The following is an 18,302-nucleotide window of genomic DNA, read 5'->3' on the forward strand; positions in this document are numbered from 1 at the left end:
TGGGGTGAATAACCAACGGAGCGTAGCACCGGGCCAAGGGCCCTTTGCAGGAAAACACGGGATCTTAACGCATCCTTAACGCCTGCCCGACACGTTCGTTATGACTGCACACTAAGGCTGGAATCTGTAGCCGATGCCAGCTTCGGTGAGGAGGTGGCGGGGGTTCCCGGTATCGGGTTCGAGTTTGCGGCGGAGCTGGGCCATGTAGACGCGGAGGTAGTTGGCGTCCTTGGCGTAGGCGGGTCCCCAGACCTCGGTCAGCAGCTGGCGTTGGGTGATGAGTTTTTCGGGGTTTCTGACCAGGATCTCAAGGATGTTCCACTCGGTGGGGGTCAGGCGGACGTCGGCGCCATCGCGGGTGACGCGATGTTTGGCAAGGTCGACTGCGAAGCTGTCGGTGGTGACGATGGGCTCGGATGTTTTGTGGTCGGTGGTCCGGCGGAGCAGGGCCCGGAGACGGGCCAGGAGTTCGTCCGGGCCGAAGGGCTTGGTCAGGTAGTCGTCGGCGCCAGCGTCCAATGCTTCGACTTTGTCATCGGAGGTGTGGCGGGCCGAGAGGACGAGGATGGGGACCTCGTTCCAGGTCCGGAGCTGTTTGATCACGTCAGTGCCGTCAATGTCCGGCAGGCCGAGATCCAGGATGATGACGGCAAGGGCGTGCTGGGTGGCGGAGAGCAGGGCCGACCGGCCGTCTGTGGCGGTAACGACCGTGTAGCCGTTGGCCTGGAGGGCGATGTTGAGGACTTTGAGCAGGTGCGGATCATCGTCCACCACGAGGACGGCGGTCATGGCTTGTCCTGGGCGGGTGCCCCGGTGGACAGCGGCAGCCTGATGACCATGGTGAGGCCTCCTCCGGGGGTTTGTTCTGCTGTCAGTGTGCCACCCATTGCTTCGGTGAATCCTTTCGCGACGGCCAGCCCCAGGCCGACTCCCGTGGTCTGGGGAACATCGGTGAGCCGCTGGAAGGGCCGGAACATTTCAACCACGTTTTCCGCGGGGACGCCCCGGCCGTGATCGATGATGCGCAGCTCACCAGCGGGCTGGCCCGCCAGCGTTTCGGTGCTGAGCCCGCCGGCTGTTCCCACCAGAACCACGTCGGATCCGGGCGCGTACTTGACGGCGTTTTCGACGATGTTGGCTATGACGCGCTCGAGCATACCCGGGTCCGCCTCGATTTCGGGCATGTTCGGGGGCAGCTCCACACGGGCGCTGCCGGCGGGGATACCGTGCAGGGCGGCCGGGATAACGTCGTTCCAGCGCACCGGCTTCAGCAGTGGCTTGGCGGCGTCGGTGGTGATCCGGGACATGTCGAGCAGGTTCCCCACCAGCAGGTCCAGCCGGTCCGAGGATTCATCAATGGCCAGGAGCAGTTCGTGGGCAAGTTCCGGGCCATAGTGCACGTCCTTTTGCAGGAGGCTCCCGACAGCGAGTTTGATGCTGGCCAGGGGTGTGCGGAGGTCGTGGGAGACGGCACGCAGAATGGAGGTGCGCATGGTGTTGCCTTCAGCGAGGCGGAGGACTTCACGGCGGCTGTCGGCCAATTGCTGGCGTTCAAGCTGGGCGGCCAGGTGTACTCCGAAGGCCCCTAGCAGCCGCCGGTCGCTGGCCGGCAGTGCCCGGCCGAAAAGTACCAGCCGGGTGGTCGCGTCGACCTGTTCGGTATTCTCCGTTGGGAAGTCCGGCTGATCGGGTGACGGCTGGTGGGCCGTGCCGGCGTCGGGGACCTCACCGGCGCGGGTGATCGGTGCCCATTTTTCCCGGTGGCCGCCGTTGCCCGGTTCGGCCAGGCCGTAGAGGGCTGCGCCGCGGACGTTGAAGACGGTAAGTGCCTGTTGCAGCAGGTCCTGGACGGTGTCCTCCGAGCTGGCTGCGCCGCGGGTGAGATCTGAGAGGGTGGTCGCTTCGGCGCGGGCCCGCGCGGCCTCCTTGGAGCGGCGTGCGGAGACGTCCACCACCACGGCAACGGCGGCAGATACGCCGACAAATACCAGGAGGGCCAGCACGTTTTGGGGGTCGCTGATGGTCAGCGTGCCCACCGGCGGGGTGGAGAAGTAGTTGACCAGGAGGCTGCTCCAGAGCGAAGCGAGGATGGCTGGCCAGAACCCGCCCACCAGCGCCACCGTGACGGATCCGGTGAGCTGGACCAGCACGGCTGTGGCGACGTTCTGGTCCGGGTTCAGGGCCAGCAGGAGCTGGAGGAGAACGGGCAGCAGGATGGCGAGGACGAATCCGGCCGCCACACGCATCCGGCCGAGGTCCCGTTGCCGGCGGGACCGGGCCCCGGCGCCCCCGAGGGGGTGGGAGACCATATGGACGTCGATGTCGCCCGAGTCCCGGACCACCCTGGTGCCGATGCCGCCGCCGAGGAGTGCACCGAGCAGTCCCGCGAGCTTTCCGCGGCGTGAGATGCCGACGACGATCTGGGTGGCGTTGACGCTCCGGGCAAAATCCAGCAGCGCCGTCGCCGGGTCTTCCCCTGCAACGATGTGGTAGCTGCCGCCGAGGTCCTGGATCAGGCGGCGCTGGGCTTCCAGGGCCTGCGGTGATTCGGAGGCAACACCGTCGGTGGCGCGGACATGGACGGCGAGCAGGTCGCCGCCGCTGACGCGGTTCAGGATCCGTGCGCCGCGCCGGATCAGGATTTCCCCCTCAGGGCCGCCGGTCAGTCCGATGACGATGCGCTCGCGGGCCGGCCAGGTGGCCTGGATGTCGTTTTCTGCCCGGTACCTGGCCAGGCCTTCATCCACGCGGTCCGCGAGCCAGAGGAGCGCCAGTTCACGCAGCGCCGTCAGGTTGCCGAGCCGGAAGTAGTTCGAGAGCGCGGCGTCGATCTTGTCCCGGGCATAGATTTTTCCGTCGCTCAGGCGCTGGCGCAGCAGTTCCGGGGAAATGTCGACCAGGTGGATCTGGTCTGCCCGGCGTACGACGTCGTCGGGCACCGTTTCGGCCTGCCGCACCTCGGTGACGGCGCTGACGACGTCCCCCAGGGACGCCAGGTGCTGGATGTTGACGGTGGAGAGGACATTGATGCCGGCGTCGAGCAGTTCATCGATGTCCTCCCAGCGTTTGGCGTGCCGGCTGCCGGGGATGTTTGAGTGGGCGTATTCGTCCACGACGGCGGTGGCCGGCGCACGGTGGAGGACGGCGTCGAGGTCCATCTCGTCGAACTCGGTGCCCCGGTACGCGAGGCGCCGGGGCGGGATGATCTCGAGCCCGTCCAACAGCGCCCGCGTCTCCGCGCGGCCGTGGTCCAGGGCGAACGCGACGACGACGTCCTCGCCGCGGGTGCCGAGGCGGTGGGCTTCTTCGAGCATTTCGTACGTCTTGCCGACTCCGGGCGCGGCCCCGAGGAAGATGCGCAGCGTTCCACGTGCCATGCCGTCATTCTTTCACTGGGAGAGGTCCGGTCATTGCTGCGGCGCCGAGCCGGGCGCGGCGGCGGCAATATCCAGGTTCAGGGCGGTGACATTGACCGAGGGCTGACCCAGGAACGCCTCGAGGCCGCCGGTGGTGTTCCGGTCCACGAGGTCCTGGACGGTGGCGGCGCTGAGCCCGTGGGCTGCAGCCACCCTTGCCACCTGGAGCTTGGCGTAGGCCGGGGAGATGTCCGGGTCCAGCCCGGAGCCGGAGGCTGTCACGGCGTCGGCAGGCACGTCGGCTGCACTGACACCTTCGGCGGCCGCAACGGCGCTCCGGGCGGCCGTCACAGCGTCAAGGAGTTTCGGCTCATTGGGGCCGAGGTTGCTGGCCGATGACGATGCCGGATCCCAGCTGACCGCTGAGGGCCGGGCGTGGAACCAGGCCGGATCCTGGACCCCTTCCCCGTTGGCTGCTGCCTGGGCGATGAGCTCCGACGCCGCGGGAGCACCGCCGTCGTCCCTAATGATGGAGCCGTTGGCCCGGTACGGGGCGGCCAGCTGTCCGACGCCGAAGACGGCAAGCGGGTAGGCCAGCCCGAGGACCACGGTTGCAAGGAGCAGGAATCTGGCGGCGGTTCCGGCCTGCCGGAGGTAGCCTGTGAGCGTGTTCATGGAATGTTCCTAGCCGATGCCGGGGATCACGGAAATGATCAGGTCAATGAGTTTGATGCCGATGAACGGTGCGATGAGCCCGCCGAGGCCGTAGACAAGCAGGTTCCGGCCCAGCGCCTGGTTGGCGGACACCGCCCGGTACTTCACGCCGCGTAGCGCCAGCGGAATCAGGGCGATGATGATCAGCGCGTTGAAAATGACGGCGGACAGGATGGCCGAGGCTGGGCTGCTGAGCCCCATGATGTTCAGCAGTGCGAGGCCCGGAAAAGCGGCCGTGAACAGGGCGGGGACGATGGCGAAGTACTTCGCGACGTCGTTGGCGATGGAGAACGTCGTGAGGGCACCGCGGGTGATCAGCAGCTGCTTTCCGATGCCCACTATGTTGATGAGCTTCGTCGGGTCGGAGTCGAGGTCCACCATGTTGGCGGCCTCCTTGGCGGCCGGGGTGCCCGAGTTCATCGCGACGCCGACATCCGCTGCGGCCAGTGCGGGGGCGTCGTTTGTGCCGTCCCCGGTCATGGCCACGAGGCGTCCGGCGGCCTGCTCCTTCTTGATGACGGCGAGCTTGTCCTCGGGCGTGGCTTCGGCGAGGAAATCATCGACGCCGGCCTCGGCAGCGATCGCTTTCGCGGTGACGGGGTTGTCACCGGTGACCATCACCGTCCGAATTCCCATTTTCCGCAGCTCGGCGAAACGGGCCTGCATGCCTGGTTTGACGACGTCGGCCAGGTGGATGGTGCCGAGGATCCGGGCGCCGTCCTTGGCTGCGGTGGCAACCAGCAGCGGCGTGCCGCCCTGCGCCGAGATTTCCTGCACACGGTGCTTCACCTCGGCCGGGGTTTGGCCGCCCAGACCGGCCACAAAGGCGGTTACCGCGGCTGCAGCGCCCTTGCGGACCCGGCGGCCGTCCAGGTCCAGGCCGCTCATGCGTGTGCTGGCGCTGAATTCGACCACGGTGAACTGTTCCGTTCCCCGTCCCAGATCCGCCAGGTCAGGTACGCGCACACCCCTTTCGGCCGCCAGGTCCACCACTGACCGCCCTTCGGGGGTGTCATCGGCGAGGCTGGAGAGGCGCGCCGCTTCAATGAGTTCGGTCATGCCGACGGTGTTGGCGGGGAAGAAGTTGACGGCGCGGCGGTTGCCGTAGGTGATGGTTCCGGTCTTGTCCAGCAGCAGCGTGGTGATGTCACCGGCGGTTTCGACGGCGCGCCCGGAGGTGGCCAGGACGTTGTGCTGGACGAGGCGGTCCATGCCGGCGATGCCGATGGCCGGGACCAGGGCCCCGATGGTGGTGGGGATCAGGCACACGAGCAGCGCCACGAGCACGATGGGCGAGGGTGTTGCCCCCGCGAGGGACGCGAAGGGTGCCAGGCTCATGGTCACTACCAGGAACACAATGGTCAGGGAGACGAGCAGCACGTGGAGCGCGATCTCGTTGGGGGTCTTCTGCCGCACGGCACCCTCGACGAGTTTGATCATCCGGTCGATGAAGGTCTGCCCGGGTTCGGCTGTGATGCGGACGACGATCCGGTCGGAGAGGACCTTCGTGCCGCCCGTGACCGAGGAACGGTCCCCGCCGGATTCGCGGATGACCGGTGCCGACTCTCCGGTGATGGTTGATTCGTCAACGCTGGCCAGGCCCTCGATGATCTCGCCATCGGACGGGATCACGTCCCCGGCCTCGCAGACCACCAGATCGTTCCGGCGCAGTTCGGTACCGGGGACTTCCTTGATCGCCCCGCTGTCCAGCTGGAGTTTCGCCCGGACCCCCTGGCGGCTGGCCCGCAGACTGTCGGCCTGGGCCTTGCCCCGGCCCTCAGCGATGGCTTCCGCAAGAGTGCCAAACAGCACGGTCAGCCACAGCCAGGCCGTCACGGCGATGCTGAACACCGACGGCCGGACCACGCAGATCGCCGTGCACAGGCCCGCCCCCACCAGCACCGTAAACATAACCGGTGAATGGATCATCTGGCGCGGTGCCAGTTTGCGGACGGCCACCGGAAGGGCGGCCGCCACGCTGGACAGTGTCAGTTTCGCCGGGGCCTTGGTGTGGTGCTTATGTTCGCCGGGGGTGCCGAGCGGGTTGCCGTCGGCCAGGGTTTCGGGGACGGTGGCGAGGGCCGTCGGGGTGTGGGTCATTGGAGGAGTCCTTCTGCGAGGGGGCCCAGGGCAAGGGCGGGAAAATAGCTGAGGGCAGTCAGGATGACGGTCACGCCCAGCAGCAGCGCGCCGAACAGGGGCCCATGGGTAGGTACCGTCCCGGCGGACGTGGGGATCTTGCCTTGCCGGGCGAACGATCCAGCCAAAGCCAGGACCAGGACGATGGGCAGGAACCGCCCCAGCAGCATGGCGATTCCGAGCATCATCGAAAGATGCGGGCCCGAGCTGGTGATGCCGCCGAACGCGGAGCCGTTGTTGTTCGCCCCGGACGTGAAGGCGTAGAGCAGTTCGCTGAACTGGTGCGGGCCGGACGCGGGCACGTTGGCCATCACGTCCGGAAGCAGGACGGTGATGCCGGCCAAGGTGAGCACCAGGATCGGCGTGACCAGGATGTACAGGGCGGAGAGCTTCATCTGGCGTGGGCCGATTTTCTTGCCCAGGTACTCGGGGGTCCGGCCGACCATCAGCCCGGCGATGAAGACGGAGATGATGGAGAGGATCAGCATCCCGTACAGCCCGGATCCGGTTCCGCCGGGGGCCACTTCGCCGAGCATCATGTTGACCATGGTCACCCCTCCCGCCAGCGGCGGCAGGGAATCGTGGGCAACGTTGACGGCGCCCGTTGAGGTCAGCGTCGTGGAGGCGGCAAAGATGGCGCTCGGAGCGGCACCGAAGCGCTGCTCGAACCCTTCGCCGAGTCCGCCGGCAGCCGCTGTCGCCGTTCCCTGCGCGGCGGCGACGGCCCATCCTGTCAGGGAAACGGAGGTCAGCCAGAGTGTTCCCATGACGGCGGCTACGGTGTAGCCCTGCTTTTGGTCACCCACCAGCCTGCCGAACGCGTAGGGGAGGGCCGAGGGGATCAGCAGCAGCAGGAACACCTGGAACAGGCTGATAAAAACGTTGGGGTTTTCGAAGGGGTGCGCGGAGTTGGCGTTGAAGTAGCCGCCGCCGTTGGTGCCCAGGACTTTGATCGCTTCCTGGGAGGCCACCGGACCGCCCGGAATGCTCTGTGTTGTCCCCGTTGCCTGGTTGATGACGTCGGTGGGCCAGAAGTTCTGCACCACACCGCCAAGGACCATCACGATGGCCGCGACCAGGGCCAATGGCAACAGGACGCGGAACGTTGTGCGGGCCAGGTCCACCCAGAAGTTTCCGAGCCTGTCGGTTTTTGTACGGGCGATGCCGCGGATCAGGGCGACAGCGACGACGATTCCGACGGCTGCAGACAGGAAGTTCTGAACCGCGAGCAGGGCCATCTGGACAAAGATGCCGACGGTGGTTTCCGGCACGTAGGTCTGCCAGTTCGTGTTGGTGACAAACGAGATGGCCGTGTTCATGGCCACCCAGGGGTCCACCCCTGTCAGTGCCCCGCTGCCGGGAAGCACGCCTTGGAGGCGCTGGAGCAGGAACACCACCAGGATGGAAATCGCGGAGAAAGCCAGGATGCTGCGAAGGTAAACGGCCCAGGTCTGTTCAGTGCCGGCGTCGACCCCGGCGAGCCGGTAGAACAGACGCTCCGGCCGGGTGGAAGCGGTGCCTTCAAACACGCGGGCAAGGTAGAGGCCGAGCGGCTTGTGCACGGCGGCCAGGGCCAGCAGCAGCGCCAACACCTGGATCAGGAAGGAAGCGGTGTTGAACGTCATGGCCGGCTCACCACTTCTCGGGGTGGATCAGGGCCGCCAGCAAGTACCCGGACAGGCATAGGCCGGCAATCAACAACGCCAGCCAAATGATCGCATCCAGGCTCATAGTCCGTCCTCGCCCCCATCGTTTGTACCGCTGACCACTCCGGCCAGAAGGTGACCGATCCACATCACGAATCCCATGGACACCATGAGGATTCCAAGTACAGCCGCGTCGGCCATTGCAAGTTCCTTTCGAACGCACCCCCATCCGGGGCTGATCCCAGTCAACTCCCGGGAAACTGGCGGCAATGCGTTCCTGACGAATCCTTAATGCGCAGGCGCCGAATATTGATGCGGTCTTAACGGCAACGATTGAGGGCTTGCGCTTCCACTACTTAGCGCTACTATGTACTAGTAGCTAGTAATACTGAGTAGTGGAGGAGTGTCCGATGGGCAAGCAGATGACGGAGATGCTCAAAGGCACACTGGAGGGCATCGTTCTTGCCCTCCTGACCGGGAACCCGGCGTATGGGTACGAAATCACCACGCTGCTCCGGGCACAGGGGTTCCCCGACATTGCCGAGGGCACCGTGTACGCGCTGCTCGTCAGGATCGAGCAGAAAGGCCTGGTGGACGTCGAGAAGCGGCCGTCCGAGAAGGGCCCGCCCCGCAAGGTGTACACGCTCAACGCCCAGGGCACGAAGGAACTGGACGAATTCTGGAACACATGGAGCTTCCTGTCCGAACGGCTTGAAGAGCTCCGCAAGGGAGGAAAATGATATGGCAGCGAAATGGATCGAGCTGGTGACCGGCTCGCTCGAGCAGAAGAAGCAGTACAAGCAGGCCAAGGCGCGGCTGGATGCCCTGCCTGAGCCCTACCTCACCGTGGCGAAGGCCTTCAACCGGTACTTCATGTACTACGGCGGGGTCACCGAGGGGGACACGATGGTGCAGATGCACTCGGACCTCGCGGACCTGTGGGAACGCGCCGCCATCGACGGCACGCCTGTGGGCGAGATCGTCGGCGAAGATCCCATCGAATTCGCGGAGAGCTTCGCCCAGGCGTACGGCGGAAAGCGGTGGATCGACAAGGAACGGGCCCGCCTCAACGAGGCGGTCGACAAGGCGAAGGAGGCGGAGTCATGACCGCGACAGCAATCCGGGTGCAGGGCATGGAGAAGTCCTTCAAGGACCTGCACGTGCTGCGCGGCGTGGACTTCGAGGTGGTGGCGGGCAGCATCTTCGCCCTCCTCGGCTCAAACGGGGCCGGGAAGACCACGCTCGTGCGCATCCTCTCGACGCTGCTGAAGGCCGACGCGGGAACCGCGACGGTGCTCGGCTTCGACGTCGCCGCTAACCCCGGCGATGTGCGCGAGTCGATCAGCCTGACCGGGCAGTTCGCCGCCGTTGACGAAGTGCTCACGGGCCGGGAGAACCTCGTGCTGGTCGCGAAGCTCCGGCACCTGAAGAACGCGGGGGCGATCGCGGACGAGTTGCTCGGGCGCTTCTCGCTCACCGAGGCCGGCGGCCGCAAGGCAGCCGAATACTCGGGCGGCATGCGCCGCCGGCTCGACATCGCGATGAGCCTGATCGGCGAGCCGCAGGTGATCTTCCTCGACGAGCCGACCACCGGGCTCGACCCGCAGGCGCGCATCGACGTGTGGCAGACCGTGAAGAATCTCGCCCAGAACGGCACGACAGTGCTGCTCACCACCCAATACCTCGACGAGGCCGAGCACCTCGCCGACCGCATCGCGATCCTGCACAAGGGCACGATCATCCAGAACGGCACGCTCGACGAGCTCAAGCGGCTGTTGCCGCCGGCCGAGATCGAGTACGTCGAGAAGCAGCCCTCGCTCGAAGACGTCTTCCTGGCACTCGTCGGTGAGACGGCTGAAGAGCAGGAAGAGAAGGAGGCATCCCGATGAGCACCCACGTCCTCAGCGATACCGGCGTCCTCACCGGCCGCTCGCTGCGCCACATCCTGCGCAGCCCGGACACGATCATCACCACCGCGGTCACGCCGATCGCGCTGATGCTGCTGTTCGTGTATGTGCTTGGTGGCGCGATCAATACCGGATCCGACGAGTCGTACGTCAACTACATGCTCCCCGGCATCCTGCTGATCACGATTGCCTCCGGCATCGCCTACACCGCCTACCGCCTGTTCCTCGACATGCAGGGCGGCATCTTCGAGCGGTTCCAGTCCATGCCGATCGCGCGGTCGAGCGTGCTCTGGGCGCACGTGCTCACCTCGCTGGTGGCCAACCTCGTCTCGGTCGCGGTCGTCGTCGGCGTGGCCCTCCTCATGGGGTTCCGCACCGGAGCATCCGTGGGCGCCTGGCTTGCAATCGCCGGCATCCTGGTCCTGTTCACGCTCGCCCTGACCTGGCTGGCCGTGATCGCGGGGCTCTCCGCGCAGACCGTCGACGGCGCCAGCGCGTTCAGCTACCCGCTGATCTTCCTGCCGTTCATCAGCTCGGCGTTCGTTCCGACGGCGACAATGCCGGGCCCGGTGGCCTGGTTCGCCGAGAACCAGCCGGTGACCTCGATCGTGAACTCCATCCGCGCGCTGTTCGCGCAGCAGCCGGTGGGGAACGACATCTGGATCGCACTGGCCTGGTGCGTCGGCATCCTCGCGCTCGCCTACGTGTTCGCCATGGCCGCCTACCGGCGCAAGATCACCTAAGGCCCCTGCGGCAAAGGTGCCCGACGACGACGGCGAGCTCAGCGCGTTGGTGAGTCCCGCCGTCGTGCGGCATATGCGAACAGCGACGTGGTGGCCACGGTGGCCAGGTATCCGGCGATCACGATGAGCGAGATCCCGGCCCAGAAGTAGTTGGTGGTGCTGTCATCCTGGAGCGGCCCCGCGGCGATCTTGGCCAGCGAATACACGGCCACCCCCGCGGACGCCAGCCCGATCACCACCGGCAGCGTGAGCCAGATCTTTGCCGAGCCCACGTGCCTGTCGAAGCCGTCCCACACGTTCCACGCCGCGCCGTTCCGGACGATCAGCCAGCCGGCGGGGATCATGAACGCGCCCACCAGGAGGAAAGCTGCGACGACGTCGGCGGGGCGGTGCCACTGGTTGATCAGGGTGGAGACTCCGGAGGCGATGGCGAAGGTGCCGCCCACAAAACCGGCCAGCGGACGCCACCGCGGCGAGGCCATCAGGAACACCGCCGCCGCAGCCGACGCCGCCAGCGTGGTGTGACCGGACGGCAGCGAGTTCAGCTCCAGCGTCACCACACCCTTGTCCGGGCGGGCGGGCAGCACTTCCTTCAGGACCTGCGCGGCGATATTCGCGCCGATGCACGCGGTGACTGCGATCCCGGCAGCTGACCACCGTCGTCGGATCACCGTGACAAACAGAACCACGACGGCGGCCACCACCAGCGAGATGGTGGGCAGCCAGTCCAGGAACTCGGTGGCTGCCTTGCCCGCCGGCCCGTGGATGTCCACCGCTTCAACCAGGGCGGATTCATCGATGAACTGGCCTGTGGTGGTCTGGACGAAGTAGTAGTACGTGGCGATCAGGCCGACGACGCAGGCGAGCCAGGCGAACGCGAACATAAAGCCGGAGCCAGGGGAGGGTCGGGGCGGGGTCCGCGGTGGTGCCTGGCGTGGAATGGTCATCGGTTAAGGGTGTCACAGAAAACTGGGAGGTCCTCTCACCCAACTGGGTAGCAGTAGGTGTCGTTATGGAGGCTCATAACGACATCTGCTGCTACCTACTTGGGCGGCCCTGGCCAGCTTGGATGTGACACTTGACACGTGTTAGGTCGGCGCCATAAGCTACCTCACACGTGTTAGGAAGGAAATTGATATGACCGGTGCCACGACTGGCCGTCTGCGTGAAATCACACGCCGGACCGCCCTGGGTGCCCTGGGAGCAGGAATTGTGGGAGCAACGGTGGCATCGTGGCCCCGGCTCTCCGGATCCGATATTCCCGGGCGGGGCGACAACAGCCTCAGCATTGCCATCATGGGTACAGCCGCCGATGCCGCAGCGCGCCAGCGCGCCATCGACGCGTTCACCCGACTCCACCCGGACATCCGGGTCAAGGTCCAGGCCATCCAGGCCGTGGACTGGAAAGACTTCTTCACCAAGATCCTCACCATGGTGGCCGCCGGCACCCCGCCCGACGTCGTCTACGTCGCCACCGAGGGCGCGCAGCTGTTCGCGGACAAGCTGGCCCACCCGCTGGACGAATACCTGCGCCGCGACGCCGCGGACATGGCCGAGTTCTTCGCCGACGTCCACCCCAGCCTGGTGGAGGCCTTTATGTACAAGGGCAGCCTCTTCCAACTCCCCATGGACTGGAACGCCGCCAACATGTACTACAACACCACCGCCTTCGCGCAGGCGGGGCTGGACCGTCCTGCGGACGACTGGAACCACGTGGACTTCCGCAACAGCCTCGCCGCCATGCGCAAGGCCCGGCCGACCGACTTCACCCCGTACTACTGGACCAACCGGCTCTTCGGCGGCGTGGTGCCCTGGCTCTACGCCAACGACACCAGCTTCCTGAAGGAGACCAGGTCCACCGGCGGGGACTGGCTCTGGGACTCCTTCTACGCCAACGATCCCTCCCGCAACCTGCGCTCCGGCGGCTACCAGTGGCTGGAACCCAACGCCGACGACCCCCGCGTCTTCGAGACCTTCGACTACCTCCGCGGCCTGGTCAAGGACGGCCTCGGCGTCCGGCCCGAAGAAGGCGGCGGCAGCTCCCTGGTGGGGCTCTTCGCCTCCAACCGGATCGGCACCACCCCGGCCGGCGGCTACTGGGTCCAGGGCCTGCACGAGGCCGGAATGAAGGAGAACGACTACGACGTCGCGTTCTTCCCCAAGTGGCGGAGCCAGCGGCACCAGTTCGGCACGGCCGGCTACGCCATCATGAAAACCGCCAAGGACAAGGACGCCGCCTGGGAATGGATCAAGTTCAGTGCCAGCCGTGAGGCTATGGAGCTGATCTTCCCCAACCCGGTCACCACCCCCGCCCGCCGCTCCATGGTCAACGAGGCCCTGTACGCGGGTAAAGGCCCGGCGCACTGGAAGGTCTTCTACGACACGCTGGACAAGTACCCCACCACCGGCCCCATCCCGGCACCGCCCCAGCAGGCCGCCGTCGAAACGGCCCTGATGAAAAACGTCTCGCTGGCCGTCAGCGGCGACGAGCGCCAGCTCAAGCAGGCCCTCGAGTCCATGCAGCGCGATCTTGAACTGGCCCTGAGGAGGCAGTCATGAGCACCACCATCACTCGCCGGGACCGGCCGAAGCAGGCCGCGAAGGCCGCCAAGCCCGGTACGCCCGCCTCCGCGAACACCGCGTACGGCCGGCACAGCCAGCGCTGGCTTGCCTGGATCTTCCTGGCCCCCACCATCCTGGGCATGGGCCTGTTCACCCTGGTGCCCATCGCGGCGTCGGTGGTCCTGGCCTTCTTCCGCTGGGACATCATCTCCGCCCCGACGTTCGTGGGATTCGACAACTTCGCCGAAGTGGTCCAGGACCCCACGGTCCGGGTGTCCTTCCTGAACACCATCGTGTTTGTGATTGTGGCGGTGGCATTCCAGCTCGGCCTGGCCCTGGCGCTCGCCGTGATGGTGCAGGAGAAAATGCCGGCCTGGCTGCGGACCTTCTTCCGCTCCGCGTTCTTCTTCCCGCTGATCCTTTCCGCCGCCTCGGTGTCCATCTTTATGCGGTACCTCTTCAACGAGCAGTTCGGCGTGGTCAACTGGTTCCTGTCCCTGGCCGGCATCCCCGCGGTGCCGTGGCTGACCACCCCCGGCGGGTCCGCCGCCGTCGTCATCCTGGTCTATGTCTGGCAGAACTTCGGGTTCTCCTTCCTGCTGTTCATCGGCGGGCTGGCGTCGATCCCCGTGGAAACCTATGAGGCCGCCTCGCTGGACGGCGCCACCGGATGGCGCAAGCACGTCTACGTCACCCTGCCGCTCCTCAGCCCCACCACCCTGCTGGCGTCCGTGATGGCCATCATCAGCGCCCTCCAGGTGTTCGACCAGCCGTACGTCCTGACCCGCGGCGGGCCCGGCGACTCCACCCGCACCGCCGTGATGGTGATCTTCGAATCCGCGTTCCAGCGCCTGGAATTCGGCGAGGCCTCGGCCATCGGCGTGATCCTGACCCTCATCATCATGGCCATCACCGCCGCGCAGTTCCGGCTCAGCAAACGATTCGTCTTCTACCAGTAAGGCCCGCCATGACTACCACTACAGAGCGTGTATCCACCCGCACCCCTGCCGTGCCTGCCCGGTCCCGGCGGAAGCCGAACTGGAACCTGGTCCTCCGCATTGTCCTGCTCATGATCGCAGCCGTCCTGACCCTGGGCCCGGTGATGTGGACCCTGTCCACCTCGCTGCGGTCGCCGTCGGAATCGTTCAAGCTGCCGCCGTCGTTCTTCCCCTGGAATCCCGACTTCACGTCCTACGCGCAGGTCTTCCAGCAACTGGACATCGTCCTTCTGGTGCTGAACAGCGCCCTGGTCACCGGGCTCATCGCAGTGGGACAGATGGTCACCGCCGCGATGGCCGGCTACGCCTTCGCCAACCTGAAGTTCCGCGGCCGCGGCGCCCTGTTCTCCATCGTGCTGGCCACCATGATGGTGCCGGTGCAGGTGACCATCGTGCCCGTTTTTATGCTGATCCGCGGCATGGGACTTTCAGACACCCTCCTGGCGCTGATCCTGCCGGCCATCCCGACGGCGTTCGGCACCTTCCTGATGCGGCAGTACTTCATGGGGCTGCCCACCGACCTCGCGGAGGCGGCATCGATCGACGGCGCCTCGCCCTGGCGGACCTTCCGCTCGGTCTACGCCCCGCTGGCCATTCCCGGGATGGCAATCGTGGGCATCCTCGCCTTCAATTTCCACTGGAACGAGTTCTTCCGGCCGCTCATCATGACCATCTCGGAACAGAACTTCACCCTGCCGCTGGGCCTCGTCTCCCTGCAGGGCAACCTGGGCACGGGCAGCATCTCCGTGGTGCTGGCCGGCGTCGTCCTGTCCATGATCCCCGCCCTGGTGGTCTTCTTCTTCGGCCAGCGCGCGCTGCAGGACGGCCTCACCGCCGGCAGCGGCAAATAGCCCACACCTCTGAAAGGCCTACTTCCATGTCATCCCCGGACCTCGCCGCCACCGACTTCGCCAGCCTGGCCGCCGCCCACCCCGACCCCGCGTTCCCCCACTTCCACCCCCGCCCCGCCCAGGGCTGGATCAACGACCCCAACGGCGTCAGCCACCTCAACGGCCGGTACCACGTCTTCTTCCAGTACAACCCCGCGTCCGCCCGGCACCACAAGATCGCGTGGGGCCACCTCAGCTCCGCGGACCTGGTCCGCTGGGAGGAACACCCCGTGGCGCTGCGCCCGCAGGACGGCGGGCCTGACGAGTACGGCTGCTGGACCGGTGTGGTGACGGACGACGGCGGCGTCCCCACCGCCGCGTACTCCGGTGTCCGCGGCGACGGCGGCCACTCGCAGGTGGTCATCTCCCGCGGTTCGGCGGACCTTGTTTCCTGGACCCAGGATGGCCACGTCGCGGCATCCATGCCGGTCGACCCCATGGTCACCGCGGTCCGCGACCCTTTTATCTTCCGCTTCAACGGCAAGCGCTACGCCATGCAGGGCGCGGGTCTGGCCTCCGGCCACGCGGCACTCCTGCTCTACACGGTGGAGGACCTGGCTGACTGGAAGTACCAGGGCATCTGGCTCACGTCCGAGAACCCGGTCGCTGCTGCCCGGACGCCGGCCGAGATCTGGGAGTGCCCGCAGCTGGTGCGGGTGCCGTCCGTGTCCTCCGCTGAATCCCTTGAATCCGGGTCCGGCGGCGACGCTTCGTCCGACGACGCGTGGGTCATGATGTTTTCCCTGTGGCTCTCCGGCGATGACCACGAGCATGCCAACGGGGTAGGCCACCTCATCGGCTCCCTGGCCGAGGACCCCGCCACCGGGCTGCCGGTATTTTCCCCGGAGACCGGCGGAAAGTCCGACCTGGGCCGCGACTTCTATGCGCCGCAGATCGTGCAGCTGCAGGACGGTGCGGGTGCCGGCGGTGCCGGTGCTCCTGGTTCTTCTTCTGCTCTTGCTGCTCTCGCGGAACCCAAAGCGCTGCTGTGGGGCTGGGCCAACGAAGGTCCGGGCCGGGACGGCCGCCGGGGCCGCAGCCAGGAACAGATCGACGCCGCGGGCTGGGCCGGAGTGCTCACGCACCCGCGCCTACTGTCCGTGGTGGACGGTGCCTTGGCCGTGGCACCCGCGCCGGAGGTGGATGCCTACCGTGGCGCGCAGCTGGCTGCGCAGGCTGCTGGGAGCGTTGAGCTGCCGGCGTACGCCGAAGCTGTTGTGACCGCCCGCTCCGGTGGGCCGGCGGCCCTGGCCGCGGACGCCGTCGTCGAACTTTGCCTGGTGGGCGCCGCATCTTCGGCGGACGCGGGGCAGGTGGTGTTCAGCGGGACACTGGCGGCGGGGGAGGAGCTGCGTGTGTTTGTGGACGCGTCGCTGGTGGAGGTGTACCGGAGCGGTTCGGTGGCCACCACGCTGCGCGCCTATCCGGCGCCCGGCGAGCGGTGGGTGCTGCGGCTTCCCGAGGGCGCGGCCGCGGACGTCTGGCAGCTGGCACAGCCTTAGTACGGCGGGCTCGCAAGGACTCAACCAAGCGCGAACGGACACTTGAGGCTCCACTAGCCGGGGGTGCTGCTGTTGGCCTATCGTTGGGGCACGGATTACATTCGACCGGCGGGGCTCCGCATCGGAGGTACAAGGTGGGAATCATCTCGTCTGGTTTTCATGGAAAACGGCGCACCGGAAATCCAGCGTTACCACCGGGTCAATACGAGACGGAGAGCTTTCCCGTGCTGACGGCGGGTCCTGCACCGTACATCGCTCGGGCGGACTGGGAATTCTTCATTACAACCGAGACGGGGCGGCGTCGCGCCTGGTCCTGGGATGAGTTCATGGCTCTGCCTCAGGTGGATATCCGGACCGACATTCACTGTGTGACCAGCTGGTCCAAGCTGGGCACCTCGTGGCGCGGGGTGTCCCTGGACACCCTGTTCGGCGACGTGGAAACAACGTCCGAGTTCACCACCGCCCACTCCTACGGCGGCTATACGACCAACGTGCCGCTGCAGGACCTGCTGGACGGCCAGGCGTGGGTGGCCTGGGAATTCGACGGTGAGCCGCTGGAACGCGCCCACGGCGGACCTGCCCGCCTGCTGGTACCCCATCTGTACTTCTGGAAGAGCGCGAAATGGGTCAATGGCATCGAGCTGACGCCGCACGATGTTCCGGGTTTCTGGGAATCCAACGGCTACCACATCTACGGCGACCCCTGGCGCGAGGAGCGTTACTCATGAGGCACGCCCAATGAGTAGCCTGTGGCGGGTCGCCGACGTCGTCAGCGCCGATCCCGAAACGGATTCGTCCAGGACCATCGGGCTGCGCGTGGACGGCCTGAACGGCAACCTTGCCGGCCAACACATCGATATTCGACTCACGGCCGACGACGGCTACACGGCAGTACGGTCCTACTCCGTGGCCACAGCCGGCATGGACGAAATATTGGAGATCACGGTCGATGAACTGGCCAACGGGGAGGTCTCCCCCTATCTGGTCAGAGACCTGATAGTCGGAGACCGGTTGGAGATCCGGGGTCCCGTCGGCGGCTGGTTCGTCTGGCGTCCGACTGACCCGAACCCGGTTCAGCTGATCGCCGGAGGATCCGGCATCGTCCCGCTGATGGCAATGATCCGCGCCCACGAGGCGTCCGAGAATCCTTCGCAGTTCCGGCTGCTGTACTCGCTTAAGTCGCCGGAGTCGGGGTTCTATCGGGAGGAGCTGCTCACCTTGAGCCGGGAATCCCGCAGGCTCGTGGTCGACTATGTCTACACACGCAAAGTGCCGGAGGGCTGGCCCAGCGCCCCGAAGCGACTCTCCGCCGAAACGCTGCTGGCAAACATCCTGCCGGTGCACGATTCTCCAGACATCTTCATCTGCGGTCAGACGATGTTTGTCGAAACAATCACAGAGTGGCTGGTGCAGGCGGGCTATCCGGCCGCCTCGATCAAAACCGAACGCTTCGGCGGAACGGGAGGAATCCGGTGACTGCCAACAACGGCTCCGCTTCGCCTGGCGCTGAGGATCCGCGTTTCGAGGACCGGGACATCGCCGGAACCACGGACAATCCCATACCTCATCTTGACGGGAACGCGGCGGCAGGACCGCTGTGGGAACTGTTCCGCATTGACATCATCGCAGCGATCGGTCGATGCAAGAACTGTGGCGCTGTCAGGGTCTTCGGGGAAGCCGCAGTGTATTCCGACGCCCCGGGAATCGTTGTACGCTGCAGTTCCTGTGGGGGTGTACTCCTGCGTCTTGTCGAGACTCCCACCAAATTTTGGCTCGACGTCAGCGGACTCAGCTACCTGCAGATCGACCGGGAGGGCTAGCGCGTACGCCTTGGAGGCTTCCTGA

At 66.3% G+C, this 18,302-nt stretch carries 18 protein-coding genes; 11 read left to right on the top strand and 7 right to left on the bottom strand.

Translation table 11 applies throughout. The features are described from left to right. Positions 1–111: 111 nt before the first annotated feature. The 6 genes from CXR02_RS09370 to CXR02_RS09395 are packed head-to-tail and all read right to left on the bottom strand — an operon-like array spanning position 112 to position 7,940. Positions 112–789, bottom strand: a complete 678-nt coding sequence (locus CXR02_RS09370; protein ID WP_104061746.1) for a response regulator — start codon at positions 787–789, stop codon at positions 112–114. After that, on the bottom strand, positions 786–3,377 hold the full coding sequence (locus CXR02_RS09375; protein WP_104061747.1) for a DUF4118 domain-containing protein: 2,592 nt from the start codon (positions 3,375–3,377) through the stop codon (positions 786–788). The genes CXR02_RS09370 and CXR02_RS09375 overlap by 4 nt, the downstream gene beginning before the upstream one ends. Before the next feature lie 30 nt (positions 3,378–3,407). Next, the gene (locus CXR02_RS09380) at positions 3,408–4,031 is read right to left on the bottom strand and encodes a potassium-transporting ATPase subunit C (protein ID WP_104061748.1); all 624 of its coding nucleotides are present in this window, start codon (positions 4,029–4,031) and stop codon (positions 3,408–3,410) included. Between the two features lie 9 nt (positions 4,032–4,040). Beyond that, the gene (gene kdpB, locus CXR02_RS09385) at positions 4,041–6,170 is read right to left on the bottom strand and encodes a potassium-transporting ATPase subunit KdpB (protein ID WP_104061749.1); all 2,130 of its coding nucleotides are present in this window, start codon (positions 6,168–6,170) and stop codon (positions 4,041–4,043) included. Beyond that, complete coding sequence (kdpA, locus tag CXR02_RS09390; RefSeq protein ID WP_104061750.1) at positions 6,167–7,834, bottom strand: potassium-transporting ATPase subunit KdpA; 1,668 nt, start codon at positions 7,832–7,834, stop codon at positions 6,167–6,169. The genes kdpB and kdpA overlap by 4 nt, the downstream gene beginning before the upstream one ends. 7 nt (positions 7,835–7,841) lie before the next feature. After that, positions 7,842–7,940, bottom strand: coding sequence for a potassium-transporting ATPase subunit F (locus tag CXR02_RS09395; RefSeq protein WP_104061751.1), 99 nt, complete (start codon positions 7,938–7,940; stop codon positions 7,842–7,844). 325 nt (positions 7,941–8,265) lie between these two features. On the opposite strand from CXR02_RS09395, the gene CXR02_RS09400 reads away from it, so the two are divergent. The 4 genes from CXR02_RS09400 to CXR02_RS09415 are packed head-to-tail and all read left to right on the top strand — an operon-like array spanning position 8,266 to position 10,505. Continuing rightward, positions 8,266–8,595, top strand: coding sequence for a PadR family transcriptional regulator (locus CXR02_RS09400; RefSeq protein ID WP_058931552.1), 330 nt, complete (start codon positions 8,266–8,268; stop codon positions 8,593–8,595). A gap of 1 nt (position 8,596) precedes the next feature. After that, the gene (locus CXR02_RS09405; protein WP_104061752.1) at positions 8,597–8,962 is read left to right on the top strand and encodes a DUF1048 domain-containing protein; all 366 of its coding nucleotides are present in this window, start codon (positions 8,597–8,599) and stop codon (positions 8,960–8,962) included. Continuing rightward, on the top strand, positions 8,959–9,744 hold the full coding sequence (locus CXR02_RS09410; RefSeq protein ID WP_104061753.1) for an ABC transporter ATP-binding protein: 786 nt from the start codon (positions 8,959–8,961) through the stop codon (positions 9,742–9,744). Before CXR02_RS09405 ends, CXR02_RS09410 begins: the two co-directional genes overlap by 4 nt. Continuing rightward, positions 9,741–10,505, top strand: coding sequence for an ABC transporter permease (locus CXR02_RS09415; RefSeq protein WP_104061754.1), 765 nt, complete (start codon positions 9,741–9,743; stop codon positions 10,503–10,505). The genes CXR02_RS09410 and CXR02_RS09415 overlap by 4 nt, the downstream gene beginning before the upstream one ends. 38 nt (positions 10,506–10,543) lie before the next feature. Here CXR02_RS09415 and CXR02_RS09420 read toward each other — a convergent pair whose 3' ends face one another. Next, positions 10,544–11,452, bottom strand: coding sequence for a phosphatase PAP2 family protein (locus CXR02_RS09420; protein ID WP_104061755.1), 909 nt, complete (start codon positions 11,450–11,452; stop codon positions 10,544–10,546). A 190-nt stretch (positions 11,453–11,642) separates the two neighbouring features. On the opposite strand from CXR02_RS09420, the gene CXR02_RS09425 reads away from it, so the two are divergent. The 7 genes from CXR02_RS09425 to CXR02_RS09455 all read left to right on the top strand — a co-directional run bounded on the left by CXR02_RS09425 (position 11,643) and on the right by CXR02_RS09455 (position 18,277). Beyond that, positions 11,643–13,064 (top strand): extracellular solute-binding protein, encoded by a 1,422-nt coding sequence (locus CXR02_RS09425; RefSeq protein ID WP_104061756.1) that lies wholly within the window; start codon positions 11,643–11,645, stop codon positions 13,062–13,064. Then, complete coding sequence (locus tag CXR02_RS09430; protein ID WP_104061757.1) at positions 13,061–14,026, top strand: carbohydrate ABC transporter permease; 966 nt, start codon at positions 13,061–13,063, stop codon at positions 14,024–14,026. Before CXR02_RS09425 ends, CXR02_RS09430 begins: the two co-directional genes overlap by 4 nt. Positions 14,027–14,034: 8 nt before the next feature. Beyond that, positions 14,035–14,916 carry a carbohydrate ABC transporter permease gene (locus tag CXR02_RS09435; protein ID WP_104061758.1) on the top strand — a complete coding sequence of 294 codons (882 nt, stop codon included), beginning with the start codon at positions 14,035–14,037 and terminating at the stop codon, positions 14,914–14,916. A gap of 26 nt (positions 14,917–14,942) precedes the next feature. Next, the gene (locus CXR02_RS09440; protein WP_104061759.1) at positions 14,943–16,457 is read left to right on the top strand and encodes a glycoside hydrolase family 32 protein; all 1,515 of its coding nucleotides are present in this window, start codon (positions 14,943–14,945) and stop codon (positions 16,455–16,457) included. A gap of 134 nt (positions 16,458–16,591) precedes the next feature. Further along, the gene (locus CXR02_RS09445; RefSeq protein ID WP_104061760.1) at positions 16,592–17,185 is read left to right on the top strand and encodes a sulfite oxidase-like oxidoreductase; all 594 of its coding nucleotides are present in this window, start codon (positions 16,592–16,594) and stop codon (positions 17,183–17,185) included. A gap of 10 nt (positions 17,186–17,195) precedes the next feature. Further along, positions 17,196–17,933 carry an FAD-binding oxidoreductase gene (locus CXR02_RS09450; RefSeq protein WP_104061761.1) on the top strand — a complete coding sequence of 246 codons (738 nt, stop codon included), beginning with the start codon at positions 17,196–17,198 and terminating at the stop codon, positions 17,931–17,933. After that, positions 17,930–18,277 carry a DUF6510 family protein gene (locus CXR02_RS09455; protein ID WP_210412325.1) on the top strand — a complete coding sequence of 116 codons (348 nt, stop codon included), beginning with the start codon at positions 17,930–17,932 and terminating at the stop codon, positions 18,275–18,277. Before CXR02_RS09450 ends, CXR02_RS09455 begins: the two co-directional genes overlap by 4 nt. Positions 18,278–18,302 lie beyond the last annotated feature (25 nt).

The organism is Arthrobacter sp. 4R501, from assembly GCF_002929755.1.
GTDB lineage: Bacteria > Actinomycetota > Actinomycetes > Actinomycetales > Micrococcaceae > Arthrobacter.